The following is a 26485-nucleotide window of genomic DNA, read 5'->3' on the forward strand; positions in this document are numbered from 1 at the left end:
GCCACATACGAGCATGGCGCTACCGCGCCAGCTCCAAAATTAAACTAAGGCGACGCGCACAAACGCGGTCTCGGGCTAGAAAAGCAAACGTTTCTGCAAGACCGATCAGCGGTTTTCCGGGGGCACTGATTACACCTTCCAATCAGGACGCGATTTCATCGCGAAAGGACTAATCATGGCTCCCTTCAAACACACTCTTGTTGCATCGGCGAGCGCACTCCTATGGTGGTCGCTAGCCACTTCTTGTCAGGCCGGAGACGTCACGACCACACCGCCTCCCACGTTTACGCAAGGCAGCGGATGGACGACAGCCGGGCAACCAGGATCGGGGTTCGCGTGGGCAGGAGGCAGTACCACATCCGGTGCACAGGCCGGCAGCGGTGCGGGTAGCGGCTCGGTTTGGGCCGGCGGCTCGGCCTGGGGCGGCGGTTCGGTTTCCGGCTCGGGAGGTGGGTATGGCGGCGGCTCGGGTGGCTCCACTGGTTCGGGCGGTTCGGGTGGTGGATACGGAGGTGGATCGGGTGGTTCCGGCGGCTCTGGTGGCTCTGGTGGCTCTGGTGGCTCTGGTGGCTCTGGTGGATCGGGTGGCTCTGGTGGATCGGGCGGTTCGGGTGGTGGGAACGGCGGCGGCTCTGGAGACGGCGGCCACGGTGGCTCAGGTGGCGGGTACGGCGGCGGTTCTGGAGGCTCCGGTGGTTCGGGCGGTTCCGGTGGCTCGGGCGGGTCCGGCGGTTCGGGTGGTGGGAACGGCGGCTCAGGTGGTGGGTACGGAGGCGGTTCCGGAGACGGCGGCCATGGTGGTTCGGGTGGCGGTTACGGCGGCGGCTCTGGAGGTTCGGGTGGCTCCGGTGGCTCCGGTGGCTCCGGTGGCTCCGGTGGCTCCGGTGGCTCCGGTGGCTCAGGCGGTTCCGGCGGCTCGGGCGGTGGCAACGGCGGCGGCTCGGGTGGCGGATACGGCGGCGGCTCCGGAAACGGTGGTCACGGCGGCTCCAGCGGCTCCGGCGGCTCCAACACCGGCGTTGGCTCCAGCAGCGGCAGCCAGACCACCGGCGGCCTGCTTGATCCGATCGTGAACCTGGTCGTCAGCGTCGGCGCGATTAGCGTGCCTATCGTGCCGATCACCGTCGGCAACAACAGCGGTAGCGGCAATGGCAACGGCGTCGCCAACGGCACAACCGGTGGTTCGCATGGCGTCACAGGCGGATCGAGCGGACATAGCACCGGTGGCCTGCTGGCACCTGTGACCGCGTTGCTCGGCGGCCTTTCGGTAGCCTCGGTGAATGGCACCTCGCAAGGCAGCAGCAGCCCCCTCGCACCGGTTACTACCCTGCTCGGCGGACTGACCGGCGCATTGGGAGGCGGCGCATTGGGAGGCGGCACCTCGCAAGGCAGCAGCCCTCTCGCACCGGTTACCAGCTTGCTCGGCGGACTAACCGGAGGCCTGGGCGGCGGCACCTCGCACGGATCGTCGACGAACACCGCGTCCAATCCGGTTGCACCACTGACCAACCTGGTCGGCACACTGACCGGCTTACTCGGCGGCGCAAGCGGCGGCTCGTCTCCGCTCGCCCCGTTGACGAACCTGCTCGGCGGCCTCACAGGTGGACTAGGCGGCAGCAGCACGCCGTCCACACCCAAGCATTAATCCGCAATGCGAGGTGCCCCGGGGGGCACCTCCAGCGCGACCGCCACGAAGTCGGGCCCGGTCACAACCCCACACACCTTTGCGAACATCACAGCACGTAACAGACACGCACCGAAGCGGCCCCGCGGAATCGTTACAATGCCCGCATGAATCCCCCCTCAACTGAATCGAATGCGCGACATGCTGACCTCCTATTACTGGAGTGACGACGCCATCCGCAGCCGAAGCGTGAGCGACATCGTGCTGTCAGGCACAGTCGACGTTCCTATGCCCCCTGCACGTCTGCTTGCGGATTGGGAACGAGAGATATCGTCGCATCTGGTCCTGGAACCCGGGGACGTCGAGCCAATGCCTTTGCCGCGAGCACGAGCGCGCTGGCCGGACTACACGCGCTGCGTGCAGGCCGTGTCCGATTGGACGCACGCACTCGGACTGCCCGAGGTGCTTGCCGCCAGTGACGTCGCCCTCATGGCCTGCCGCGGCGCAAGGTACCACCATGACGGCGCGCAATATGGCGATGCGGCCTTCTGCAATCTCTTCATGAGCGAGGACCGCGGTCTGGACTTGCATTTCCCCGCTTTGGGCCGGCATATTCCGCTGACCCGGGGAACGGTTGTGATATTCGATACTGGCCAGCCTCATGGCGTCATTCAGCGCGGCGGCAGTGGTTTTAATGCAGCCGACTTCACGCCGGACCAGGATTGGATCCAGATATTCCTGACCTGGGAGCTTCCCATCGAAAATGCCCATGTGGGACACGCACTGAAGGTGGCCTTCGACGTTGCCCCTTCGACCTCGTCACAACTGGATACCGAGCAAGTCCAGCTAAACGGCGAACAGGTCATTGTGTGCCCAGACTCGGGTCGCTGGCATCGGGCTGACTAGTCGTCAGAATCACACCGCGACGTTGCCCTGACAGGCGCGAGGGTTACCGTCCTGCACCGCCGGCCGCCTGTATGATGGCGGGCTTGCGTCCGACGAAAGCCCGCGCCGGCGGTCCGCGCAGATCGCGCACCGCCCGCTGCCGCTACGCGGCGCGAATGCATCCATTCACGATGACCCAAAGGAAGACCGCCATGACGGCCACAACGCAATTCGATCAGGTTTCCGTTATTAAACGCGCCAACGTCTACTTCGACGGCAAGTGTGTCTCGCACACCGTTCTTTTCGCCGACGGCACGCGCAAGACGCTCGGCGTGATCCTGCCCGGCACGCTCAACTTCGGCACCGACGCGCCGGAACTCATGGAAGTGCAGGCCGGCCAATGCCGCATCCGCCTCGACGGCAGCGACGAGTGGAAGACTTATGGCGCGGGCGAGTCGTTCCCGGTGCCCGGCAAGAGTCGCTTCGATATCGATGTGATCGAAACGCTCGATTACATCTGCAGCTATCTGTAAAGACGGAAGAGTGCCGGGTCATTCCCCCGGCACCCTCACCCACCTTGCTGACTTTTCCTTTGTGTTTTCGATGACACCCTTCCCTTAAGAGCGGCTGTCTGCGAAAACCACCACACGGTTCACGCCTAGGTTCCCGCGTTAGTCAAGATTGCAAGGCTTGGGCAATAGTGCGTTGCGCTCAAGTACGGCGCTTGCTGTGCACGAACTCCAGCAGCGTTAGACGTAGGCGGATCGATAAAAACTGATGCATTCTTCGATCCCGCGGGAGCGGTGAGGGTCATCGTCACCTCCCACCAGTTACCCGATTTCACTGCGCTCAGCGAAGTTGCCTGTCCGGCGCCCCATGTCCCACGCACTACAGCGCCCGTATTCGTATTGAGGACCCAGCCGAATTCGGTGCCGCTCGGGTCATCGGTCTGGATTGATCCACCTGGGAAAACCGTCGCGTTGGTGGTGGCGAGAACATAGTCAGTGAAACTATACGATTGGCCACCCTGAACCCTGATGATTTCGCGGACATTCGAGACCGACGAGCCATTCGTGCTGGTAACCATTGCTGCCCCCTTGTTCACTCCGGAGACATCGGTCGCAGGCACAGCGGTACCTCCATTTTGTTGCGACCATGCATCCGGTGTGGCGAGACTCAACGGCGAATTGATCAGATTGTTTGCGTAGCAGGCAGCCACGGCCTTGTCAGCAGGCGGTCCGTAAAACTTTGCGATGCTCGCCTGGATGGCATTATCGGTCGTGTCGGATGTCGCCTTGGTAATCACCGCCCCTTCAAAAAACTGAATGGGAGCACCGCTACCGTCGCCGCCTTCGCCAAGCGAAAGACCACCCTGCCATTGCCCATTAAATGCATGACCCGCGTCGTTGCCAAAGTTCAAGGCTTCTGGGGGCGCCTGGTCATAGAGTGCTGTGAGTACACTCTGCGAAGCAGAGCCGCCTTTGACCACGAAGATATTTGACGCCGTCACTGGTGAGTATTTGGAGAGTACCGTGACGAACTTTTCTTTTGGAGGCTGCTGCGGGCCGTAGAGATAAACGCCTGCCTCCGCGTCGACGCCCGGCCAGTTAATATCGAGTGCATTGCATACAGGGTCTTTTACGTTGGGTGCCTGGTTCGAGTCGCCGTCACAATAGCCAAAAACAGCTGCGTTGCCGTTTGAGAATGCCAGCGCGAACATTTCGCCTTCTACTTCTCCATGCGCATAGGTGCCCGGGTTAGCACTGCTTTCCATATTTCCATAGGTTCCGCAGCACGTGGAGGACTGGCTATAGTGCGCTCCCGCCACCATATATTCGGCGATATCGCTATCACCAATCGACTGGTTCACCGTGCCGAACCTGTTGCGATACGCTTGTCCCGCCAAAGTACCGAGAGCTGGAATCTGGACGCCTTGCAACGGCACGAAGCCTAACTTGGCCGGCGTACCGGGGAGCGCCGGCAAATCGTTTCCGATCGACAATTGGAGGGTCGGTGATTGGGTGGTCAGCGCGGTGGGGGGCTGGAGCAGTTGAACGGTCAGTGCTCCACTGGTACCTGGAAGCGTGATTGTCGCAAAGCCGTTGAGGACCGGAACAGTCGTTGCCTTTTGCTTCCCTGAGCCGCTATTCGGCAGGGTCAGTGACTCTGTTCCGTCCGCGTTGAGTGTGAGGGTGGCCGCCACGTTGCCAAATGCTCCTCCCTTGAGAGGCGCAACCAGGTCGATCTGATCGTAAATGTAGGTGACGGAACAACTTGTATTCTTGCAGAACGCGTTCGCGCTCTTGACGTTGGCCGATCCGATCAGCGTGCGATCGGCGCCGTTCGGCAAGCTACCCGACGTATAGGGGTAGATGTCCTGCGTTGCACTATCGGACGCACGTTGAACCTGGAATAACGGGCCCCTGTAATTCTTTGTCAGCAAGCGTGTCACGCTATGAGCCGCGGAACATGGCGTGTTGGCAGTTGCTGCAGCGTCGCAAGGTAGCGAGCTCGCGGTCGCCTGTTCCGTTGGCGTACTGTCATTTGACTGGGCTGCGTCATTCGTCGGCGACGTACTTGCGTTCGACACCCCTGTCGCTTGAGATGCGGACGTGCCGCTACTATCCCCGTTACACGCGGCAAGCCCGACGGTCATCGCCAACATCACAGCAATTAATCCGGTTCCTCTGGACATCATGACCTCCTCCTATGAAACCACGCTTCCGATTAGACTCATTCAACTTAGTTATGCAAAATGATTCATCCAGAATCATCACTGGCCAGATGGGTTCAGAACTGCCACTCACTCCCAGCGGGTCAGAAAATGTGCTGCCGAGCGATGCAACGCGCCGCACCAACCATACGGTGCGCGGGAATGAGGTTGATTGTCTGGTAGACCGCGAAGATGCCGGCATGCGCGGCGACCAGGCAGTCGAAATCCGTCGACTGGCCGTCATGCAGTATCTCGCCGGCGACTGGCGGCGGCATGGTACTCATCGCGTTTCGTGAGCGCCGGTGGCTAGTACACGAGGTCGGCGACCAGCATCGCCACCATCCATTGCGGTACACAGCGGCTCACCATGCTCGTCTCCACTATCGTTGTATCGATCGGCTGCCCAGCGGGACAGCATCTGATGACGCGAGACGGTAGGGTCGCCGCGCTAGGTAATAATATTAGTCAACAATATCAAATTATCGCCTCAGTACAATCCCGTATGCGCAGATTAAGGGATCGAACAGTAACGTCCATATAGTGGGGTAAACAGTGTATGCCTGCCTGAATTTCGCCAATATTATCGCTAATACAATTTGTAATAAATCGGCAATCCGCTAGTTGAGCGGTCGTTCCTCAAGACGATTGAGCACGCGTGGCAACTGAAGCATGTCTCACGAATATGTGGGGGCTGGGCTAGTCGTGCGACTCACTGAAAGCGCTCGTTCTTTGCGGTCAGCGCCGTTTATGTGGCCACTTCTCGGGAGAGCGCTGCGCAACGAAGAATGGTGACGAACTTATCGGCTGGCGGCGTTCTGTGCGGGGTTTGTCATCGCTTTGTCCAGTTTCTCCAAAAGAAATTCGGCGAAGACCGCTACTGCGGGCGGCACCGGTGGACGGCTCGTGTAGACGAGTTGCAGGCCGAGGCCGGTGCCGGCGCGCCGATAGGTCGGCAGCACACGTACCAGTTTCCCCTGCGCAATGATTGGCTCAACTATCAATTGCGGCAGCAACGCGATGCCCAGTCCAGCTATACAAGCCTGCGCCAGCACTCGCATGTCGTTGACGGCGAACCGGCTGTTGATCGACACTTCCTGACTACCGCGTGGACCCTGCAGACGCCACGTGTTGCGCCCCTGGCGATTGGAAATCGTCAGGCAGTCGTGTTCGGCCAGTTCACGCAGCGTGCGTGGTGCAGCGCGCCGTTCCAGATAGCCCGGACTCGCCGCGAGGATCATTGCACTCGGCGCCAACCGACGTACCTTAAGGCCGCTACGGCTCTCGATGCCCATGCGCAAGGCCAGATCGATGCGATCGGCGATCAGATCGGCAGGCGTATCGTCGAGCAGGAAGTCGACGCTGATGTGTGGATAGCGTGCGTAGAACTCGACCAACCATTCCATACGGAAGAATTCGAACAGGCCGGCCATCGCGGTGACGCGAACCGAGCCGGACGGTGTCTGCTCATCTGCATGGAGCCGGCCGATCTCGAGAATCTGATCAAGCGCCGGCGCATACCGCTCGAACAGCGCCTGACCTTGCGTGCTCGGCGCGAGTTTGCGAGTCGAGCGATGCAGCAGACGTGTGCCGAGTTGCCCCTCGAGTTGATCGATGCGTCGGCTCAGCGTATTTGCCGGCATCTGCAGACGCCGCGCCGCCTCGGAGAAGCTGCCGGCGCGGACGACCTGGACGAACATCGCCAGATCATTCAGATCAAGCATTTCATCTCTCCATAAATGGATTAATCAAATCCGATTTTACCATCTAGTGTGAAGCACCTTTAATCCCCATACTTGGGGTGTCACACAGGAGGCGGCCATAAAAAGCCATTCTCCCGCTCCACTCTACGGTGGCATTGCATATCCCCGATACCGCGCACGGGCGCGGCAACTTAATGATTCAAGGAAATTGATTTGAAGAAGCATCTGATGATTGCGGCTGGTGCACTCGCCGCCTCACTGTCGTTTTCGGCCTTCGCGGACGTGTCGACATACCGGCTCGATCCGGACCATACGTACCCGAGTTTCGAGGCCGACCATATCGGCGGCCTGTCGGTCTGGCGTGGCAAGTTCGACAAGTCGCAGGGCACGGTGACGCTCGATCGCGCAGCAGAGACCGGCACGGTTGAGGTGACGACCGGCATTGCGTCGATCCACACGGGTAGCACGAAGCTCGACCAGAACCTGCAGTCGGATCAGTTCTTCGACGCGTCGAAGTTCCCGGAAGCGACCTACAAGGGCACGATCAAGTTCAAGGGCGACAAGCCGGCCTCTGTCGTCGGCAATCTGACAATGCATGGCGTGACCAGGCCGCTGACGCTGAAAATCGACTCGTTCAAGTGCATGCCGCATCCGATGCTCAAGCGCGAAGTGTGCGGCGTCGACGCGGTGGGCGAATTCGATCGAAGCGACTTCGGCGTCGACTTTGGCAAGACGTACGGCTTCAGTATGAAGACCAGGCTGCTCATCTCAGCCGAAGCACTGAAGCAGTAATCCCGTCGGACCACCGCGCGCTCTGCGTGAGGTAGCACAGTCCTGGCAAAATACCCCCATGGAGAACAACCATGTCGAACACCCAGAAACTCATCGCCGTCGTGGGCGCAACCGGCCAGCAAGGTGGCGCCGTTGTGCGCGCGTTGCAGGCGAGCGGTCAATTCAAAGTGCGCGCGTTGACGCGCAATCCGGGCAAGCATCCGGAGCTGGGCGGCGAAGTCGTTCTGGCGGATTTCAATCGCCCGGAAACGCTTAAAGCCGCATTTGCCGGAGCACACGGCGTTTTCCTGGTGACCAATTCCTGGGAAGCACAAGCAGACGAGCCCGAGCAGGCGCTCGCGGCTGTCAACGCGGCGAAAGACGCCGGCGTACAGCACTTCATCTGGTCGACGCTTCCCAATGTGGAAACGATCAGCGGCGGCACGATCAATGTCCCGCATTTCACGGCCAAGGCGAAGGTCGAACCCATCGTGAGTGAAGCCGGATTTCCGTACCACACGTTCGTGATCGCGCCGTTCTATTATCAGAACCTGATCGGCCTGATGGCTCCGCAGAAACAGGCGGATGGCGCCGTGGGTTGGGCGCTGCCGCTTGATCCGGAGCGGCGCGTCATCCATATGGGCGACATCACTGAACTCGGTCGTCTCGTGGCCGGCGCGTTCGCCCAGCCGGAACTCGTGGGGGCCGGCGAACATTTGGCGTTGGTCGGTGACTTCCTGAGCTTCAACGAGATCATCGCCACCCTGAATCAACAAGGAAGCTCGCTCTCGTTCAAGCAGGTCCCGCGCGATGTTTTTGCCGGCTGGTTTCCGCACGCCGACGGTATCGCAGCGATGCTCGCCTACTTCGAAGCGCACACCTATCTTGGCTCGGATTCGCGCGACGCGATCGCGCTCGCTAACAAAGTCGCCGGGCAGCAGCCGACGAAGTTTGCCGCATGGGCCAAGGCGAACTTCGCGATCCCGGCAGCCACCTGAACGAAGTGCACTGATCAAACCACGAACGAGCTAATACCCATGAGCCGAATTCCTACCCACACAGTCGAGAGCGCGCCCGATCTCGGTGCGCACCAGCCCCGCAGCACTGATCGAGGAGCTGGGGCCTGGGCTTCCACCTCACGCTCGCCGACGTGCCGGGCATGCGCAGCAGCGGTACGGGTGACTGGTGCGGCATCTTCAATTCCTACTACTGGATCGATCGCTCCAAGGGCATCGGCGCGGCGCTGATGACGCAAGTGCTGCCCTTCTTCGACATACCTGTCATCGAGACACTCATTGGGTTCGAGATGGCGGTGTACCAGCAGGTGGGAACGGCCGTACCCGCTGCATGACACCAAAACGCGAGCGCTGCGATCGGAACGGCCGGCCGGTTTCGAATTTTTCGTCGCGTCATATCTGCCAGGACCGGCGTATGCGCTCGCGAATGTCATGCAGGCGCGAAACGGATTCGTTGGAAAAAACGAAACGCAGATAGCGGTCCGCGCCGGGTCCCCAATTCGTCATCGGCGTGGCCGCGATCTTGCCGTGTTCGAGCAGCAGCTTCGACGCCTCGGGTGGCTCCAGACCCAGCTCACGGGTATCGATGAGCGTCGACCAGCCGCCGTGCGGACGGATCACCGGCAGGTCAGCAAGCGCGCTCATCAGGAAGTCGCGACGGCGTTCCCATTCCGCGACTGCAGCAACCACGCCGTCGTCGGTCGCAGTGAGCGCGGCAGTCGCGCCGGGCATCGCGATTCCAACCTGACACACCACGTTCGACAAACTCACGAGACGTACGTCGTTCATGATCGATGCGGGCCCAATGATCCAGCCGACGCGCCATCCGATCATCCGATACTCCTTCGACACCGCGCCGATGGTGATGGTGCGTTCGCGCATGCCCGGCAAGCTGGCGGGATGAATGACGTCGCGCCCGTCGAACAGGATGCGCTCCATCGCCGCGTCATAAACCAGCCAGATGCCATGGCGCGTGCAATGTTCCGCAATCGCAAGCCATTCGTCCCGCGATGCGACGTAGCCGCTCGGCATCGAAGGCGACATGATCAGCAGCGCTTTCGTTCGCGGTCCGATCGCCGCGGCAAGACTGTCGAGATCGAGCCGCCAGCCGTCGGCACCCGGTTGCAGCCGCGCGAACCTCGGCACGCCTGCGGCCAGATGCACCCGGTTGATCAGCCCAGCGTAGGTCGGATCCGTCAGCACGACCTCGTCGCCCGGCTCAAGAATCGACAGCAGCACGTTAAAAATTCCCGCAAGACCACCGGCCGACACGATGCATTCGCTCGCGGCGTCGTATGTGACGCCTGCGGCGCGGCCGACCCGCTCGGCGGCCGCCTCGCGCAGCGCACGCTGGCCGGTAAAGGGCAGGTAGCTGTTTGCCGCGTCGTCGTCGATCGCCGCGTGCGTGTGAGCCAGCGCCTGCGCCGGTGGCCGCAGGTCGGTATCGAGATTCTCAAGCCTTAGAATGTCCGCGTCATGCAGAGAATCCGCGGCATCGCCGATGCGGTCGACTCCAATGCCAGGAATATTTCTTAATCGAGATACTGTCACACGGGCCTCCGTTATCGTTTTAATATATTAAAGTGAAAAAATCCTCAGATAGCAAGCCCTCTTCGACTTCGCTCGCCGATCTCCTGCGCGAGCGCATTGCGAACGGTACCTTGGTGCCGGGGACGCAGTTGCGGCAGGATCTGATTGCGAAGGAATTCGGCACCAGTCACATCCCGGTGCGGGAAGCGTTCGTGCAGCTGCAAGCGAGCGGGTTCGTCACGATCGTGCCGAACCGGGGCGCATTCGTCTCCGCGATGACGCGACTCGAAGCGGCCGAATTGACGGAGATGCGGATCGCGCTCGAACTGCTGGCGCTCGACTCCGCTATCGACGCCTTCGGCGCGGACGACGAGACCGCGGTCCGCGCAATCCTCAAGCACGACGAGAACGCGCACGAGGTCGAGAACTGGTCGATCGACAACTGGGCATTTCATCGGGCGATCTATCGACCAGGCGACAAGCGGCATCTGCTGGAGACGCTGGAAGCAATCTGGCGCAAGACTGACCGCTACCTGCGGCTCGTCTGGCAGCTAGAGCGCTACCAGGGCATCTCGCTCGCAGAGCATCATGCGATCCTCGATGCAGTGCTTGCCCGAGACCGGCGCGCCGCCAAGCGCCTGACGAAAGCGCATATCGAGGCGGCGGGCGTCGTGATGCAGGATGCGCTGCGCGAAGCGCGGCAATGACGAAGCCGGTAGTCAACCGACCGAAGCTGTCGCCAGGAACTGCCCCAGGCGCTCCCACATTTCGACGGGATTCGAGTACATCGGGAAGTGCCCGCTGTGGGATATTTCCGCCAACTCTATTCCGTGAGCCCGCAGATAGGGCAGATACGACAGAGAACCATTCTGCTCGCCATACATGAACATTCGCGGGAACGGTAGTGAAACGAATTTCGTCATCAGGTCACCATGATCGGACAAGTCGACCATGGATCTGAAGATGCCGCGCACCGCCTCGGCGCGCACCTTGTGACGCAAGCTCGCTGCATAGAGCGGGCACGAGTAAAACGGCGAACGCCAGGTCCGTTCAATAAAGTCGTCGAAGAACGCTTCAGCACTCTCCGCCGGATAATCGATAACCTGCCGGCTCAGGAAACAGTCTTCGGGCGCCACGTTACCCTCGATATTGGTGAAGCTCAGCACGCGCTGAGGTTCTTCATGAGCCAGCATGAGCGCGGTAAGGCCTCCCATTGAGTGGCCGACGAGATGGAACCTGTCGATGCCGAAGTACTCAAGCACGGCCTTCGCAGTCGCGACCAGGAACGGGATCGAAATCTTCGAAAGATCGCCGCAGTCCGTTGCGCCGCAGCCGGGTGCATCGTATGCCACGACCGCACGTCCAGCGAACGCCGGAGGGCGAACGATATCGGCGAAATCCTCTTTGGTCGAACCGAAGCCGTGCAGGTACAAGATTGGCGCCAGTTCGCCCGCTCTGCGCATTGTGGCGATCTGGAGGTCAACACCTTGTACGCTCAGCGTCAGCGTTTCTCTTGCAAGCTCACCCGGCGACGGCATGGTTTTTCCTGACTAAGTAAGTGGCAAAAGCTCGTGATTGCACTCCGCTGACTGAGCAGATCCAGGCGCTCGAGCAGGCGTTGAAGGTGAAGCTGTTCGAGCGCTCCCGGCGTGGAACGCAGCTTACGCCGATTGGAGCTGCGATCCTGCCTGCGGTGCGTAAGTTCGCGGAACAGCTTGAGCGACTTGAGCTCTCGGTGCGCGAGGCGGTCGCCGGGCGAAGTGGCGTCCTGACAATCGGGGCGATTTCGTCGGCGATGCTGGATGTTCTGCCGCCACTTGTCGAGCGGCTAAAGTCCGAGTACCCGCAACTCACGATATCGGTCAAAGAGATCGACAGTGTGGAGGCAGTTCCAGCGCTCGAGGCGGGCGACATTGACCTGGCTTTCGCCAGACTGGAGGGCGAACTTGGTGGGACCATTCAGTCATTGCCGCTGGCCCAGGATCGCCTGGCGGTGGCCATGCATCGTGACCACGCGATGGCAGGAACTTCACGCATCAGGCTGGCGTCGCTCGCAGATCAGGACTTCGTCATGTTTTCGCGGCTGGTCAGCCCGGTGTACTTCGATAGTCTGGTGGCGTCCTGCCGGTCCAACGGGTTCTCTCCGCGAATCCTGCATGAGGTCCGTTCGGTGGCGTCCCAGGTTGCTTTCGTGGGCTGCGGCCAGGGCATTGCCCTGGTGCCGGCTTCGCTGAAGAAACTGGCTCCCGACAATGTGGTGTTTCGCCCACTCAAGGAAAACGTAAGTGTGGTGACTACCGCTGTTGCCTGGAGTACCGGTCGGGATAATCCGCTTGTAGAGGCCGTAGTCGCCGTATTAGGCAGTATCGGAGTTGGCCCGAAGATACGTAAGGCGTGCGCTAAGGCCGCTACTGTCGCCAAAGGGTCGACTTGAAGTACTCGACTTTCTGGATAGCGGCTAATCGTGCAACTTTCACGATGCGACCGAACAGACGGACACACCGCGCCGGATTTCTCTAGAGTTGAATGTCGGCAGTCAATCCTGACTGACGATGCTGCGCTGACTTTCCAGCGTGAGTTCAACCTAAGGGAACCCAAATGAGAACGTCTCCTCAACAGGAAATTACGATCGATTTCGATGAGCAGGCCAACTCCAGCCTGCACCCCAATAGTGCGCCTTTGACGCTCAAACATACCATTCACCCAGAAGAGATACGGGACAACCTGTCGGCGGGCCAAGGTGGCATTGGGTTTCTGTTTCACGCTACGGACTGGGATACGCTTTCATTTTCATTTCATAATGTGAAACGCAGAAATGCATCATTTGAAGAAGAGCTTTGGAAAGCAAAGCCTTTTATCGCATCGCCTATCTATTCGGGATCTCAGGTCATAGGGGCCAATATTGCGTGTCCAGTTCCTCTCGAGTTGTGGCTTGGGAGCCCACGCGGTATCAAGCGATTTCGGGAGACGCAATTTTTTCCGGCTCTGGAACTGGCAAGGCAGGCGGGATTGAGCATGGTGGCGATGGGCGCCTCCACGCCCTACGCCTGCAACTACGGCGCACTCCCCCGCAATACAAAGCCGCCCCATATCACCACGGGTCATGCCGCCACCGCCGCGATGCTGAAAGACTGGGCCATTCACTGCTGCAACGAACTTGATCTCGAATTCGGCAAGACGAAGCTCGCTCTATTCGGTGCCGCTGGGCGGCTCGGCGTCACGGCGGCTAAATACCTGCTTTACAAAGATGCACCGAAAGAGCTTGTTCTGATCGATTTACCCGACAAGGTGAACCTGCTCAAGGAGCAAGCCAAAGAACTGCTGGCAACCGATCTGCTCGGACGAACCCGGGTTTCGGTACACACGTTCAGTCCGGACGCGCCGTTGCCGCAGTTCGATGGCGCAATCCTCGTCAGCAGTACCAGCGTTCCCTACCTCACGTCTTCTGACCTCAAACGGGCGCAGTTCTGGATCGACGATTCTCATCCCCGGGCGGCAAGCATCGAGGCTGAACTCGCGTCGCGGGCCCACACGCTATATATTGAGTGCTTCGCCCGTGGCCCTGCCGGACTGAACACCGTGTTTCCGTTCAGATTGCCGACCACCCGCGATTGCTATACCTGTTTCGCCGAAGGCTACGCAGCCTGGCAGGAAGGCATCGCTTCCGATTTCATCATCGGCAGCCCTCCTGTGTGGTCCGTTTCATATACGCACGGTCTTCTGAAGAAGTACGGGTTTTCGGTCGGGCCTTTTCATGGCAAAGACGGTTCGACGATTACCCTGGATACCCAGCGTAGTGGCAAACATGAACTGATAGGCTCGTGAACGTCATTGGAGGCCAGATGGTGATGCCGCGCGAGAGCATGCGGGATTTGCTGGAACGAAGCCGGCTTGCAATTCGATGGGGAGGCATATTGGGCCTCCTGTGCCACCCCATTTACTACGTCGTCTGGACGTATGTCCTGCCGCAGCCGTACGACAACCTCTTCCTCCGGTTGAGTGCGGCTGTCATCTGCATTCCCTTGATCTTTCAGGCGCGTTGGCCGAGGCGGTATAACAATTACCTGCTGATCTATTGGCATTGCTGCCTGATCTACGTATTGCCATTTGTTTGTACTTTCCTCGCGATCAGAAATTCATTCTCCACCATGTGGATGATGACCGAGGTCATGATGCTTTTCATCATGGCGCTGTGCATCGACAACCCGCTTTTGCTGATGGGCTGCATAGGCATCGGTATTCTTTCCGGCACGCTGGCTGCGGTGGCCAGCTCACCGGCTCCGATCGTTCTGACCGCGGCCAACCAGTCCGATCTCGCTGTGCTGCCGGTCGTTGTCTTGTGCAGCATGGCTTTCAGCTATGCGATCAGCAAAGGACGCATCTTTGTCGAAAGAAACCGGGCTTTGCAGGCCCTCGCGGGCTCGATTGCCCATGAAATGCGTAATCCCCTCAGCCAGCTAAAGCACGTTCTGGATCGTGTGGAAGATGCGCTGCCTGCGAGGACCGAATCCGACCCGTCGACAGCGTTGTCGCAAGACGGGGCGGCGTTGCTCTATCGTCATCTCGCCCACGGTCAACTGTCGATTGAGCGAGGCCTGCGTATTATCGCGATGACACTGGACGAAGTCAGCGCAAAACCCATCCGCTCCGACTACCTGACCTATCTGAGTGCGGCGAGTACCACACGCAAAGCGCTGGACGAATACGGTTTCGGCGATCAGAAGGAGCGCGGCAAAGTCAGACTCGTGGTACTGGAGAATTTCACCTTCAAGGTCGATGAAACTGTTTATCTTTTCACCCTGTTCAATCTGATCAAGAACGCGCTCCATCATATCGCCGCACATCCTCTGGCGACGCTCACACTCACGGTCGACCGGCAAACGGTGATCGTTCATGACACAGGTCCCGGTATTGAGCCTGACATACTGCCGCATCTGTTCGAGCCTTTCCGCACGGCGGGAAATTCGGCGGGTACCGGGCTTGGGCTCGCCTACTGCCAGCGCGCGATGCGCGCCTTCGGCGGCACCATCAACTGCCGGTCGGAAGTCGGAAAATTTACACAGTTCACGCTGCAATTTCCCCTCGTCTCCGAAAGCGAAGTCGCGAGCCATGAGCAGAAGACTCTCGACCACGCCACGCCATTTTTCAGGGGGAAACGCATTCTTGTCGTGGACGACGATGCCGGTCAGCGGGCGAGAACCCGCCGCGCGTTGTCAAAAGTGGACGCGGACGTTAGCGAAACCGCAGACGGGGAGACGGCGCTGAGCATGCTGCGACAGGCAACGCCGTGGGACCTTGTGCTGATGGACATCAACATGCCGGGTCTGGACGGCTACACGACCACCGAGAAAATCCGCGCTGGCCGTCAAGAACCTAACTGGAATGTCCTGATCGTCGCTTATACGGCAGAGCCAAGCAATGTGGCGCGCGTCCTCGCACGGCAAGCCGGCATGGACGGACTCATCAGCAAATCCTGCGGCGTGGTGGAATTGGTTGGCACCTTGCAGACGCTCTTCGAAAACGGCAAACAGCATCATGCGAATCAGAGTTTCGATGGGTTCGCCGGCAAAACGATCCTGGTAGCGGACGACGACACCTACAGCGGGCTGGTTGCCAAAGGTTATCTGGAGCGATGCGGCGCGAACGTCGTCGAGGCCGAACATGGGCTGGCTGTGCTGGCCAGGCTGCAGGAAGACAACGCTATCGATGCCATCGTGATGGACCTGAATATGCCAGGAATGGGCGGTGTGGAAACCACTGCGTTGATTCGCGCCCGTACCGACTCGTACGCCCAGGTACCGATCATTGCCTTGACCAGCCAATCCGATATGGAAGCCGTACAGGCATGCCTCGCTGCAGGGATGAACGAGGTCATGATAAAACCCGTGCAGGTCGGTTCCCTGTATGCCTCTCTTGCAAGGCAGTTTGCCCAGCAACGTACCTTGAATGTTCCAGCGAAGGCAGATCTATCTCAAACATCGGCTAGTCCAATCGGAAAGCCCGCGACAGTCACGGAAGACGATCTGCTTGACGAGAAACACCTCAAGGAGCTTATGGCGCTTGATTTGCTGGATCAGTCGTTCCTCAACGGCATTGAGCAGATTCGCGTGCTTATGGCGCAACTTACTATCAGTGTGACGGCTCGTGATCTTCAATCGGCACGCGGAGTACTACATCTCCTTCTTGGCGTCAGCGGCAATATCGGAGCAAAGGGGTTGCACCAATTCACGAGGCAGATTTATCCGCGAGTGGTAGAAGGCGAATGGCCTTCGGAGGCTGACTGGCTTGCGCGGATTTGCGTGTTGGGTGAGCGTTCAGCTAACGCGCTGGAGACGTATTTCGGTTCGGCCAAAGCACGTCGCGATCATCGGGATGTGCTGAGTGATGGGTAGCCGTCGGACGGCTCCCCGGCGTCAGTGACGTGCATTCGACTTTTGAAACCGGGAAAACCCCATTGTCACGGTAGTGCCCGCACCCAACGTGGATTCGATCCGGAGGCACCCGCCAAAAGATTGCATGATGCGGTTGCAAAAGATCAGGCCCATGCCGTGCCCGCCGGACCCTGCGTAAGTCGTGACGGGGTCCAGCAACAGACGCGCTTTTATCTCCGGTGCAATCCCCGGACCGTTGTCGTGAATACGGATCTCAGGCTCGGGGGTGTCCACTACTTCGAGACGCAACGAAGGCGCGGGCGCACCGTCGAGCGCACGCAACGCGTTGGACAACAGCGAAGAGAGTACGAGCGCCACGCAATTGGGCATTGCGTGCACGATGAAATCCCCTTGCACGTCGACCCGTATCCAGTCGCGCTGCGACGCGGCAAACGGATAGGTATCGAGCAAGGTAGCGATCAATCGCGTCGCTCTCACCTCGTGGATTCCAGTACCCGATGCGGACTGTTGGCCTCCGTTTTTGTGCACCGCCGCCCAGAAAGACGAGATCAGCGTCAGGCAATACTGCGCGTTATTAAGCATTGACGCTGCCGCCTTGCCGATCGCCATTTGACGCTCTGGATCGTATTGCTCAGCAACGTCGGTCTCGACGCTACGCGCAAAAAGCGAGATCGTTGCCAATGGCGTATTCAACTCGTGGGCGAGGAAAGCAAGCGTCTCATCCATCGCCAACAAGCGCTGTTGACGCGTTTCCCGCTCGGTGTAGCGTGCAGTTGCCAGTTGCAGGACCTCGCGCACCGTTTCGGCCCGAAGCGGCTTTTCGAGGATACGGAATACGTCACCGGTATTGACCGTCTGCAACAACATGTCTTTATCAGCATAGGCGGTCACAAGTATCCGAACGATTTGCGGATACTCCTGCGCTACCTGGCGCAGCAGATCATCTCCATGGCGCCCCGGCATGCGAAAATCGGTCACCAGTACGGCAATCTCCGCTCCGTATTCACTCAGCATAGCCATCGCCTCGTCTACACCCTGAGCGACATGCACACAGTATTCTTTACGGATCGCGCGTGCGAAGTGATTGCGCGACATCTCGTCGTCGTCGACGAAGAGAACGGAAAAAGGCGGCTGCATAGTGTCACTCATTGCGTTCCCAGCAAATCGAATTTGAACATAGCGTACTTCGCGGGGAATAAAAAATCAGATCTGGTACGTCGGATAGAGAATATACGCGTAGATTCCCTCCGCAAGGGCAACGCCCGTGCAGTGGCTAGCTTGGCGCGGCGGTCAGCTACCGCTGTAGCGGCCGGTGACTATCGTAAGCGATTTTCTGGATTGAGCATGGCACGTAAGACATATGACAGGACTGAACAGGCACCACTAGCCAATATCGCCGATCCGGTCGATGGTGGTGAAATTTTCCGCTTCCGATTTACCGACGGTGGTAGACGGCAAGGAGCCACAGCTAACGCCTGGTGGCGCCAAAGATCCCGAGTGGTCGAAACCGTGTCGCCAAGCGCCGGCCGTAGACCGATCTATCGAGAACCGTTTTATCCATTCGGCATCGGACTGAGTTCGGAGTTCACGCCATCATGAGACCCTTTTGGTTCGCAGCGACCCTCGTCGTACTGACCGCCGGCTGCGCCTCGACTTGGTCGCCCGCGAATAATCAGACCGTCCGGCCAAGTCCAGCCGACACCGATACCTACATTCTGCACACTCCCAACGGTGCGACGCCTGGCGGCCCCACGTCAAAGCGACCGAGACTCAGCGTCGGTGTCAGCGATCCCGATACGCAATTGATTTTGCCGTGGTTCCTCAATGACATCATCAACTTTGTTAACTATCGCTAACGCTGGAACGGAACCGCGAGCTCGCTAAATGTGCACCCAAATCGCTCTGAGTTTGCAGCCGAACGCGTCCTCAAGTTGGGATTCTTGCCCAGCCGACAGACCACGTATGTTCGGATTCATTGCCTCAAGTACGAATCGCCCGACGTTGCCAGTCGTGTGCTGGCGGTCCTGCGAAAAGTGTGAAGCCGGTACGTTGAATATTCGTCGGATCAGATCGGGAACATCAGGAGTTAGAGGCCACTCAAGCAGCGCCTAGTTGTTCCGCTCGGGTTGGCGAAACCCGGAGCGAGGAATTTCAGCGATCGCCGCAATCTCGATCATCAGTTCGGGGCGGTATAGACGTTCGACCTGGACGGTCGTTGTGACTGGATATGGCATGCTGGAAACGTCGTAGGGTGCTAAAGCTTGCTATGAAAAAAGGCTGCGATTTGCCCTTGGATGTCAGCCTGTATCGCCGCACGATCAACACCCTGTGCGTCATCGCACACCTCGGGCGCGACCGCCATTAATGCTGGCGGGCAAACATCCGTCATGACGAAATGTCCGCCCGATACATAGTCGACCTTGGGTGGGTACGGAAGGCCTGCTGTCAGCGCGTTCAAGTTCTCCTCGCCGAGGTCGCTCTGCTTCGGCCGGAACACGAGCGTGGGAATCTTCACAGCTGCGAGGCCGGTAGGCGTGAACAACACCGCAACCTGCGCGTTGTGGCTGGCTGATATAGGAAACGGACCAGCTTGCCAAGGTATTTCCTGAGCCTCAGTCGGATACCAGACGAAGGTGTCCAACCGATCTTCGCCAGATACCGAAATGCGGGTGACGCCAGCATGGAATGGAGCCGTTTGTGCCAATGCCATTGATGCGACACAGAGTGTCAGCAGAGCGATCGCGAGGGAGAATATGCGCATGGCGGCTGTTTCCTTAGGCTCGACAAAGTTACAACGCAGCGATCATGCGAGTCCCAGAAGCTTCCGAAACATCTCGTTTCCCTTTGGCGTGACGTGTCGTTGATTGAGTGGTGCCTCGACGTCCTTGTCTGTTGAGGGAATAACGTTGAGACGCGCAGATAAATCTGCGCGTTTTCGCTTTCAGGAATCTGCCGCTGGGCTTGTTTCGCTGAGTGACGGGTTTCGAGCGACTCAATCGACCGCAACGGGTCGACTACAGAAGTTCGACGCAAGCCCGGGTTCGATCAAGTCACTTCGACGTCGAACTTCCGGGTTCGGCCAACTACGGTCGCTGGCACCAACTTGTAAACCACTAGAGACCGGTAATTATTTTTCTCGTGTCCAAAGAATAGCGTGCAACGTGGAGTTACCCGCGATATCGCCGCGCCCGGTGATCCCGACACCTTCACTGAAGTTGTCCCCTGGGAGCGTGCCCAGGTCAGTCATCGCCCCGTGTTCAAACCGAAACGCGTGCGGCAAGTACGGGTTGGTTCCGGCATCCGACTCGCCGACCACCTGGCCGCGATTGTTGATCCCGAAAGCGTTACTATCGTTGCGACCAGGGAGCGTGCCCAAGTCAGTCATCACCCCGTGTTCATACAGAAAGCCGTGCACGTCCCCGCTTGTGGTAGACGATATGCCGACCACCTGGCTGCGATCGTTGATCGCCTGAGCATGGCTGAGTCCGGTACTCTGGAGCGTGCCCAGGTCGGTCATCACCCCATGGTCATACAGAAAGGCATGCGCATACCCGCTTGCGGTGGATGAATAGCCAACCACCTGGCCACGACTGTTAATCGCCAAAGCTCCACTGTCGGTGCCACCTGGAAGCGTGCCCAGATCGGTCACCACCCCGTTGTCAAACAGGGCAGCGTGAACGTATCCGCGCAGGTTGGACGAGGAACCGACGACCTGGCCGTGCTCGTTGATCCCGGAAGCTATGCTGTAGTTGCCACCGGGGAGCGTACCCAGGTCTTTCATTACCCCGTGCTCGAACAGAAAGGCGTGGGTTTCCCCGCGTGCGGTGCTCGAGTAACCGACCACCTGGCTGCGATTGTTGATAGCGTTAGCTGAGCTGTTGCTGCCACCCGAGAACGTGCCCAGATCGGTCACTACCCCGTTTTCAAACAGACAAGCGTGCGTGTTCCCGCCCGCTGTGATCGAGAAGCCGACCACCTGGTCGCGCTCGTTGATCCCGAGAGCGTTGCTGTAGTTATATTCACCGGGGAGCGCGCCGAGATCTTTGATGACGAGACTTTGGCCTACGGCAGGCTGGAATGCAGCGACCGCGATCAGAGTGAAAACAATCAGGACGCGACGAACATAGCGCACATTGCCAACCACATTGCATGCGGATTGCATAGTGATTCCCTTTCCTGGAGTAAAGCCTATCGGCTTTCCGTGTTGGAGAACAGGGCATGCATGCAGACAGAAGTTACCGACCACTCTAGTCTACGGAGTGCCTTGTTTCAACTTATTAACTAGCGAGGCAAATTAATGACAATGCGAAATTGCGATGACTTGCCTTTGCTTGATAGCGGATTAAACGCTCGCTCGGGTTTGATCGTTCGACCTGCTGGGCCTCTTACGCCGAATGCGCGAAAGTCAGCAGCAAGGCGCGATCCCTTGACACGATTTGAAGCCGTTTCTTGCGCCAGACGCACCGATCCCATTTCACCGCTAAAAGCTCTGCCAACCTCAGTGTGACGAAATATAGGTCGCATCGTCGAACGCTGCCGGAATGGCGAAACTCTCGCGCATACGCTTCGTCTCCGCCGCTGGCGTCAGGCCAAAAAGCCGCTTGAACTCTCTGCTGAACTGGGACGCGCTCGTGTAGCCCACTGCGTGGCTCGCGGCCTCCGCAGTCAGATCCTCACGGACCATCAACAGGCGAGCCTGATGCAAACGCGTTGACTTCACGTACTGCATCGGTGAAACGTGTGTGATTGCTTTGAAGTGGCTATGGAAGCTCGGAAGGCTCATTCCCGCTTCCTCTGCCAACTGCATCACGTCCAGCGGTTGCGTGTAACTGGCATGGATGAGGCGTAGCGACCTGCCTATCCGGCCGAACTGCCCTTTCATCGCCAAAGCTTCGCGCATCGAGCTTCCCTGCTTTCCGGTGAGCACACGGAAATAGATTTCGCGCAGCAGGCCCGGGCCCAATACAGCAGCTTCAAGTGGCCGATGCATCGCCTCAAGGAAGCGCAACACAGACGCCTGCATCGCGTCATCCATCGGCGTCGACATCATGCTCTGAGGCGCGTGCATGTGTTCCGCTGCGCCTTCACGATCGATCTGTACGGCCAGTTCAGCGGCCAGTGTGAAATCGAGGTGCAGGTACAGCGCGAGCAGCGGGCGCTCCAGGGTTGCCTCGGTTTCCATGCTGAACGGAACGGGCACGGACACGGCAAGGTAGTGATGCTCGTCGTACAGATAGAGCTGGTCGCCGAAATAACCTCGCTTGCGGCCCTGGCAAACGATCACGATGCCGGGGTCGTAGAGAACCGGCGTGCGTGACAGGGGCCGGTTTGAACGCAGGATCCGGACGCTCGGCAGCGCCGTGAGGTTGTAGCCCTCCTCCGGCGCCAACGCGCGGAGCAACGCAATCATGCGTTTCTGGGTTCCCGGGGAAAGATCCGGATTGTGCGTAGAGGTCCGCTTCGTACTCATAGCTTTAGGCAAGAAAAATAGCGGAATATGGCTTAGATAGCCTCGTCCTTCAGACTAGTATGCGTTCTCCAGACACCATTCGGGAGAAGCTTCAATGGCATCCAGCAAAATTTTGCTCATCACTGGCGTCAGCAGCGGCTTCGGCCGTGCGCTCGCAGAAGAGGCGTTAACGGCGGGACACAAAGTCGTCGGTACGGTGAGAAGTGCGCAGGCAAAGCGTGATTTCGAGTCGCTGTCCGCGAAAGCTGCTTTTGGACGTGTACTCGACGTGACCGACTTCGATGCCATCGACGGCATCGTGGCGGAAATCGTGGCAAGCGTCGGACCCGTGGACGTTCTGGTCAACAACGCCGGCTACGGACACGAAGGCGTCATGGAAGAATCGCCGTTGTCGGAGATGCGCAGACAGTTCGATGTGAATGTGTTTGGCGCTGTCGCCATGATAAAAGCCGTGCTGCCCTTCATGCGTGAGCGCAGACATGGCCACATTCTGAATATCACGTCGATGGGCGGCCACATCACCATGCCAGGAATCACCTACTACTGCGGAAGCAAATTCGCGCTGGAGGGCATTTCTGAGGCGCTTGGCAAAGAGGTCAAGCCTTTCGGCATCGCCGTAACAGCCGTCGCGCCAGGCTCGTTCCGCACCGACTGGGCGGGTCGCTCGATGACGCGAACGCCCCGTTCGATTGCGGACTACGACGCTATCTTCGAACCCATCCGCAAAGCGCGTGAGGAAAAAAGCGGCAAGCAATTGGGAGATCCCCAGAAGGCGGCACGCGCGATGCTCGCCGCAATCGCCGCGGACCACCCTCCCACGCATCTTTTGCTCGGTAGCGATGCGCTCGGACTCGTGAGGGACAAGTTGTCCGCGTTGGGAAATGAGATCCGTGACTGGGAGTCTGTCACGGTCTCGACTGACGGCTGAAGACCGCTGGTGCCAGGAGGACATGAGTGCCTGCATCTGCAGACCGGGGTGCCACGCTCAGCGCTCGAGCAGATCCTGCGGCTCGATGCCCGCCTCGCTGCAGTAGCGCTGATAGTCGGCAAGGCGATCGGCGGTTGTGATGCGGAGTTTGACCTCGCCATTGTGGCCAAGATACTCGACGATGCCCATCACCACCACCATCACGACCAGTGGTTTGTCACCGACCGCCTCCCACCAGTCGACGTTGCCGGTAGACTCATGCACGTAGTCGCCGGGCTCGACAATTTCGCCACTACAGAGGCGACGCTGCCCTTCGAGGTTGAAGGCGTGCACTTCGCCGGTATGACGGTGCAGGCCAAGCTTGGTACCTGGCTCCAGACGCATCAGTTCCACCCAGCCGCGACCATCTTTCAGGAAGCGCAGCGGCCGCGACCACTTACCCGGACCCTCGGGGATCCACAACCCGTCTGCGGACAAGGGGCTAGCACGGGTGACCGTATGTCGTTCATTGATCATGCGATGGCTCCGAATAGATTGTGACGTCGTTGTTCGGTTCGCTACGCACCAAGGTGCGTAGGAAAGTCTATCACCCGTGACAGGCACGCATCTCCGCGAGTTTCCGTAGTCCAGAGATTGAGCAAGAACGGCTAGGCGCGATGTTTCGACCATGAGCGACCATAACGCCAGTCGCACAATCCAGATACCAGACCATGCAAGCTCATGTTGACGCCACTCATGCTTACACGAAGCGCTTCAATGCCGTACTTGCGTACATCGAAACGAACCTCGATGGCGACCTGTCAGTGGAAGCGCTAAGTCGCATTGCGAACTTCTCGAAGTTCCATTTTCATCGGCAGTTTTCAGCCTATGTGGGGGTACCGGTCGCACGCTATGTGCAACTGATGCGCTTGCGTCGGGCTGCCCACCGCCTGGCTTCGCGTGAGTTCTGCTCGGTGCTCGACGCCGCGTTCGAAGCGGGCTTCGATAGTCCCGAAGCCTTCAGTCGCGCATTCAAGCGTGCATTCGGCGCGGCGCCGAGTTCGTTTCGGCATCATCCAGGCTGGCAGATCTGGAGTGCGACTTTTGTCATTCCCTATCTTTCAAGGCAACTCACCATGCAAGTACAAATTGTCGATTTTTATGAAACCCGCGTCGCCGCGTTTGAACACTGCGGATCGCCTGGGCTCGTCAACGAGAGCGTGCGCAAGTTCATCGACTGGCGCAAGCAAAGTGGGCAATCTCCGGTTGCGTCGAGCAGAAGTTTTGGTATCCCACGCAATAACCCGGACACGACACCGGCGGATGCATTTCGCTTCGACATCTGCGGAGAAATCGACGAGCCGGTCGCGTCGAACGTCTACGGTATCCGCGAACTCGTCATTCCGGGCGGTCGATGTGCCGTGGTTCGGCACACCGGATCGACCGACCACGTCGGCGAGACAATCTATCCGATCTATCGCGACTGGCTTCCTGCAAGTGGGGAGGAGCTTCGGGACCATCCCTTGTTCTTTCACTACCTGAGCGTCTTTCCGGAGACGCCGCAGGATCAGTGGCAAACCGATATCTACATTCCCCTTGTGTGACGGGGCGATCTGCGGCAGCGACCTTGCGGTCGCTGGACCGTTGCTCAGAAGTTGGCGACAATGCGACATTCACTGTTGTGCGCTGACGTTTCTGAGAGAAATCTTCATGTTGACGCGAGCCGATCCTAAGATTCGCCGAGTATTCGACTTAGTCTGGCGCATGGCGCTTCGCCTCGGATTCCCGCTCGCTCGCGCCTGGTGGCACCTTCGGCGGCCTCGCCATGAGGGCGCGCTAGTCGCAATCTACGTCGGGCAGGCGCTATTGCTTGTGAAGTCATCGTACCGGGCCGAGTGGAATTTTCCCGGCGGCAGTGTCCATCCCGGTGAGACGGCTGATGTCGCGGCGCAGCGCGAGATGGAAGAGGAGATTGGTCTGCCGTCGTACACATTACTCCCCGCGGGCAGCGTCTATGGCACCTGGGACGGGCGAAGAGACCGGGTGCATTTCTTTGAACTGCATCTCGATTGCATACCCCAGCTGCGGCTCGATAATCGTGAGATTATCGCCACGCATCTGGCATCGCCTGAGGAATTGCACAGCATCGCGCTGACAGGGGCGGTCACTGCGTATCTCCGCAAAGATTTCTGCAGTTAGTTGGCACGTTTCCATTCGGGACCTGCCTTCGACACGCTGGACCTGAACCGTGTTCAGGCCGAAGCCGACACGCGCAACACGGCATCGAGCCACGTGCTGGAGAAGCTCGGGTATGTCCGCGAAGGCACGCTGCGAGAAGATTGCATTGTGGATGGCGAAGTATCGGATTCCTGGGTGTATGGGCTTCTCATGCGGGAATGGAAATCGTTGCGTTCAAGATCGGCGACAGGCTGAAACGGGGCTCCCCTGATCCCAGCCGCACACGTCACCACCGACGAGATAGCGAACGCGATCGGCGCCTTCCTATCCGGGTGGACAGGTCATCGGCTTAACGTGCAAGCTTTGGCAGGGATAGGATTCAGGTAGCTGCGGGTTCTGCGCGGCGCTCAAACTCGAGCCGTCGCTACTCACAGTGCAGCCGGTAAGCATCACTACCAGACCCGATACCACGGCGACGTTACGCCACACGGCAAATTGCATATGTACTCGACACAAAGGGAATGGGTTGCGGTACGGGAAACACGTCGCAAACGCTGTTAGGCGTTGAGTTGCAACGCCAATCGACACAGTGTTGACGCGCAGATCACGCGTTGCCGGTCGTCAAGGTCTGGTCACCGAAAGGTAAGCCGCAGCCGCTTCGATCTGTGCGTCGTTCAGCGTGGCCGCGACGGCTGTCATCGTTCCCGGCGCCGGCGTTTTCCCCTTCGCGCGCGCCTGAAATTCGTGTAGCCGGGCAACGACAAACGCCGCCGGTTCGCCTGCAATGCCCGGGAAGCGTGCACCGTTGCCTTTGCCGCCGGCCGCATGGCAGCTGAAACAGGCGGGAATGCCGGATCCTGCACCCATCTCGGCGAGCTGTTTTCCGGCCAGTACCAGACTTTGTTGCGGCGGCGCACCTTCGGCAAGCGGCGGATCCTGCTTCGAGAAAAAATTTGCGAGCTCGCGTATCTCGCTATCGGAAAGAGTGAGTGCAACCGTCTGCATGACAGCGCTTGCGCGCGTACCCGCCTTGAACATTGACAATGCGTGCGCGAGATAATCCGGATCTTTGCCAGCAAGCCGCGGCCCACCGCTTACGGTGCCGGCGCCCAATGCGCCGTGGCACGCGACACAGGTTGCGATGGACGGAGCCTCCGCCCCATCGGCAGTGTCATGCAGATTCACTGCGGATTGTGCATGACAGATATTTGCGAAACCGACGAGCGCCGCAACCGAAAGCGGACGCAAGCCGGCGCGCAGCATGTTGACAGAACGTGGACCGATCATCGTGATTTTCCC

24 protein-coding genes and 2 pseudogenes are annotated in these 26485 nt (G+C 59.2%); 14 read left to right on the forward strand and 12 right to left on the reverse strand.

The window, feature by feature from the left end; all coding sequences use genetic code 11:
• The first annotated feature begins 175 nt into the window (after nt 1–175).
• The 3 genes from PQQ86_RS34165 to ppnP all read left to right on the forward strand — a co-directional run bounded on the left by PQQ86_RS34165 (nt 176) and on the right by ppnP (nt 3042).
• On the forward strand, nt 176–1645 hold the full coding sequence (locus PQQ86_RS34165) for a hypothetical protein (protein WP_408277345.1): 1470 nt from the start codon (nt 176–178) through the stop codon (nt 1643–1645).
• Between the two features lie 180 nt (nt 1646–1825).
• The gene (locus tag PQQ86_RS34170) at nt 1826–2530 is read left to right on the forward strand and encodes a hypothetical protein (RefSeq protein WP_408277349.1); all 705 of its coding nucleotides are present in this window, start codon (nt 1826–1828) and stop codon (nt 2528–2530) included.
• 191 nt (nt 2531–2721) lie between these two features.
• Nucleotides 2722–3042: a pyrimidine/purine nucleoside phosphorylase gene (gene ppnP / locus PQQ86_RS34175; RefSeq protein ID WP_408277352.1), complete on the forward strand. Its 321-nt coding sequence runs from the start codon at nt 2722–2724 to the stop codon at nt 3040–3042.
• 125 nt (nt 3043–3167) lie between these two features.
• On the opposite strand, the gene PQQ86_RS34180 is transcribed toward ppnP, so the two are convergent.
• The 3 genes from PQQ86_RS34180 to PQQ86_RS34190 form a co-directional block, all read right to left on the reverse strand.
• Nucleotides 3168–5207, reverse strand: coding sequence for an arabinofuranosidase catalytic domain-containing protein (locus tag PQQ86_RS34180; RefSeq protein ID WP_408277355.1), 2040 nt, complete (start codon nt 5205–5207; stop codon nt 3168–3170).
• Nucleotides 5208–5326: 119 nt separating this feature from the next.
• Nucleotides 5327–5506 carry a hypothetical protein gene (locus PQQ86_RS34185; protein WP_408277357.1) on the reverse strand — a complete coding sequence of 60 codons (180 nt, stop codon included), beginning with the start codon at nt 5504–5506 and terminating at the stop codon, nt 5327–5329.
• A 513-nt stretch (nt 5507–6019) separates the two neighbouring features.
• Nucleotides 6020–6943, reverse strand: coding sequence for a LysR family transcriptional regulator (locus PQQ86_RS34190; RefSeq protein ID WP_408277360.1), 924 nt, complete (start codon nt 6941–6943; stop codon nt 6020–6022).
• A 192-nt stretch (nt 6944–7135) separates the two neighbouring features.
• On the opposite strand from PQQ86_RS34190, the gene PQQ86_RS34195 reads away from it, so the two are divergent.
• The 3 genes from PQQ86_RS34195 to PQQ86_RS34205 all read left to right on the forward strand — a co-directional run bounded on the left by PQQ86_RS34195 (nt 7136) and on the right by PQQ86_RS34205 (nt 9044).
• Complete coding sequence (locus PQQ86_RS34195) at nt 7136–7714, forward strand: YceI family protein (RefSeq protein ID WP_408277363.1); 579 nt, start codon at nt 7136–7138, stop codon at nt 7712–7714.
• Between the two features lie 71 nt (nt 7715–7785).
• The gene (locus tag PQQ86_RS34200; protein ID WP_408277366.1) at nt 7786–8691 is read left to right on the forward strand and encodes an NmrA/HSCARG family protein; all 906 of its coding nucleotides are present in this window, start codon (nt 7786–7788) and stop codon (nt 8689–8691) included.
• A 161-nt stretch (nt 8692–8852) separates the two neighbouring features.
• Nucleotides 8853–9044 (forward strand): hypothetical protein, encoded by a 192-nt coding sequence (locus PQQ86_RS34205; protein WP_408277369.1) that lies wholly within the window; start codon nt 8853–8855, stop codon nt 9042–9044.
• 58 nt (nt 9045–9102) lie between these two features.
• Here PQQ86_RS34205 and PQQ86_RS34210 read toward each other — a convergent pair whose 3' ends face one another.
• Entirely contained in the window at nt 9103–10260 is a 1158-nt protein-coding gene (locus tag PQQ86_RS34210; protein WP_408277372.1) for a pyridoxal phosphate-dependent aminotransferase, read from the reverse strand.
• A 32-nt stretch (nt 10261–10292) separates the two neighbouring features.
• Between PQQ86_RS34210 and PQQ86_RS34215 the strand changes: the two genes are divergently transcribed.
• Nucleotides 10293–10946: a GntR family transcriptional regulator gene (locus PQQ86_RS34215; protein ID WP_408277375.1), complete on the forward strand. Its 654-nt coding sequence runs from the start codon at nt 10293–10295 to the stop codon at nt 10944–10946.
• Nucleotides 10947–10958: 12 nt separating this feature from the next.
• Here PQQ86_RS34215 and PQQ86_RS34220 read toward each other — a convergent pair whose 3' ends face one another.
• Complete coding sequence (locus tag PQQ86_RS34220) at nt 10959–11777, reverse strand: alpha/beta fold hydrolase (protein WP_408277378.1); 819 nt, start codon at nt 11775–11777, stop codon at nt 10959–10961.
• Between the two features lie 20 nt (nt 11778–11797).
• Between PQQ86_RS34220 and PQQ86_RS34225 the strand changes: the two genes are divergently transcribed.
• From PQQ86_RS34225 to PQQ86_RS34235, 3 genes are all read left to right on the forward strand, one after another.
• Complete coding sequence (locus PQQ86_RS34225) at nt 11798–12673, forward strand: LysR family transcriptional regulator (RefSeq protein ID WP_408277384.1); 876 nt, start codon at nt 11798–11800, stop codon at nt 12671–12673.
• Between the two features lie 164 nt (nt 12674–12837).
• Nucleotides 12838–14064, forward strand: a complete 1227-nt coding sequence (locus PQQ86_RS34230; protein ID WP_408277388.1) for a hypothetical protein — start codon at nt 12838–12840, stop codon at nt 14062–14064.
• A gap of 17 nt (nt 14065–14081) precedes the next feature.
• A complete protein-coding gene (locus PQQ86_RS34235) occupies nt 14082–16631 on the forward strand; it encodes an ATP-binding response regulator (protein WP_408279426.1) in 2550 nt (849 codons plus the stop codon).
• Here PQQ86_RS34235 and PQQ86_RS34240 read toward each other — a convergent pair.
• The 5 genes and pseudogenes from PQQ86_RS34240 to PQQ86_RS34260 form a co-directional block, all read right to left on the reverse strand.
• A pseudogene (locus PQQ86_RS34240) lies at nt 16604–17780 on the reverse strand (hybrid sensor histidine kinase/response regulator). The gene PQQ86_RS34235 and the pseudogene PQQ86_RS34240 overlap by 28 nt on opposite strands.
• Nucleotides 17781–18739: 959 nt before the next feature.
• Nucleotides 18740–18862 (reverse strand): annotated as a pseudogene (locus PQQ86_RS34245) (RidA family protein); the annotation flags it as partial.
• 23 nt (nt 18863–18885) lie between these two features.
• On the reverse strand, nt 18886–19392 hold the full coding sequence (locus PQQ86_RS34250; protein WP_408277391.1) for an alpha/beta hydrolase: 507 nt from the start codon (nt 19390–19392) through the stop codon (nt 18886–18888).
• A gap of 366 nt (nt 19393–19758) precedes the next feature.
• Nucleotides 19759–20793, reverse strand: a complete 1035-nt coding sequence (locus PQQ86_RS34255; RefSeq protein WP_408277393.1) for an HAF repeat-containing protein — start codon at nt 20791–20793, stop codon at nt 19759–19761.
• Nucleotides 20794–21129: 336 nt separating this feature from the next.
• Nucleotides 21130–22101 carry an AraC family transcriptional regulator gene (locus PQQ86_RS34260; RefSeq protein WP_408277396.1) on the reverse strand — a complete coding sequence of 324 codons (972 nt, stop codon included), beginning with the start codon at nt 22099–22101 and terminating at the stop codon, nt 21130–21132.
• A 94-nt stretch (nt 22102–22195) separates the two neighbouring features.
• Between PQQ86_RS34260 and PQQ86_RS34265 the strand changes: the two genes are divergently transcribed.
• Nucleotides 22196–23029, forward strand: coding sequence for an oxidoreductase (locus PQQ86_RS34265; protein WP_408277399.1), 834 nt, complete (start codon nt 22196–22198; stop codon nt 23027–23029).
• A 57-nt stretch (nt 23030–23086) separates the two neighbouring features.
• Here PQQ86_RS34265 and PQQ86_RS34270 read toward each other — a convergent pair whose 3' ends face one another.
• A complete protein-coding gene (locus PQQ86_RS34270; RefSeq protein ID WP_408277402.1) occupies nt 23087–23545 on the reverse strand; it encodes a cupin domain-containing protein in 459 nt (152 codons plus the stop codon).
• A 194-nt stretch (nt 23546–23739) separates the two neighbouring features.
• Between PQQ86_RS34270 and PQQ86_RS34275 the strand changes: the two genes are divergently transcribed.
• The 3 genes from PQQ86_RS34275 to PQQ86_RS34285 all read left to right on the forward strand — a co-directional run bounded on the left by PQQ86_RS34275 (nt 23740) and on the right by PQQ86_RS34285 (nt 25441).
• Nucleotides 23740–24612 carry an AraC family transcriptional regulator gene (locus PQQ86_RS34275; protein WP_408277404.1) on the forward strand — a complete coding sequence of 291 codons (873 nt, stop codon included), beginning with the start codon at nt 23740–23742 and terminating at the stop codon, nt 24610–24612.
• A gap of 106 nt (nt 24613–24718) precedes the next feature.
• Nucleotides 24719–25207, forward strand: coding sequence for an NUDIX domain-containing protein (locus tag PQQ86_RS34280; RefSeq protein ID WP_408277406.1), 489 nt, complete (start codon nt 24719–24721; stop codon nt 25205–25207).
• Nucleotides 25208–25441: a GNAT family N-acetyltransferase gene (locus tag PQQ86_RS34285; protein WP_408277408.1), complete on the forward strand. Its 234-nt coding sequence runs from the start codon at nt 25208–25210 to the stop codon at nt 25439–25441.
• 366 nt (nt 25442–25807) lie between these two features.
• Here the strand turns inward: PQQ86_RS34285 and PQQ86_RS34290 are convergent, their stop codons facing one another.
• Nucleotides 25808–26473, reverse strand: coding sequence for a c-type cytochrome (locus PQQ86_RS34290; protein ID WP_408277411.1), 666 nt, complete (start codon nt 26471–26473; stop codon nt 25808–25810).
• Nucleotides 26474–26485: the final 12 nt, after the last annotated feature.

This window comes from Paraburkholderia sediminicola (assembly GCF_046026675.1).
Classification (GTDB): Bacteria; Pseudomonadota; Gammaproteobacteria; order Burkholderiales; family Burkholderiaceae; genus Paraburkholderia; species Paraburkholderia sediminicola_F.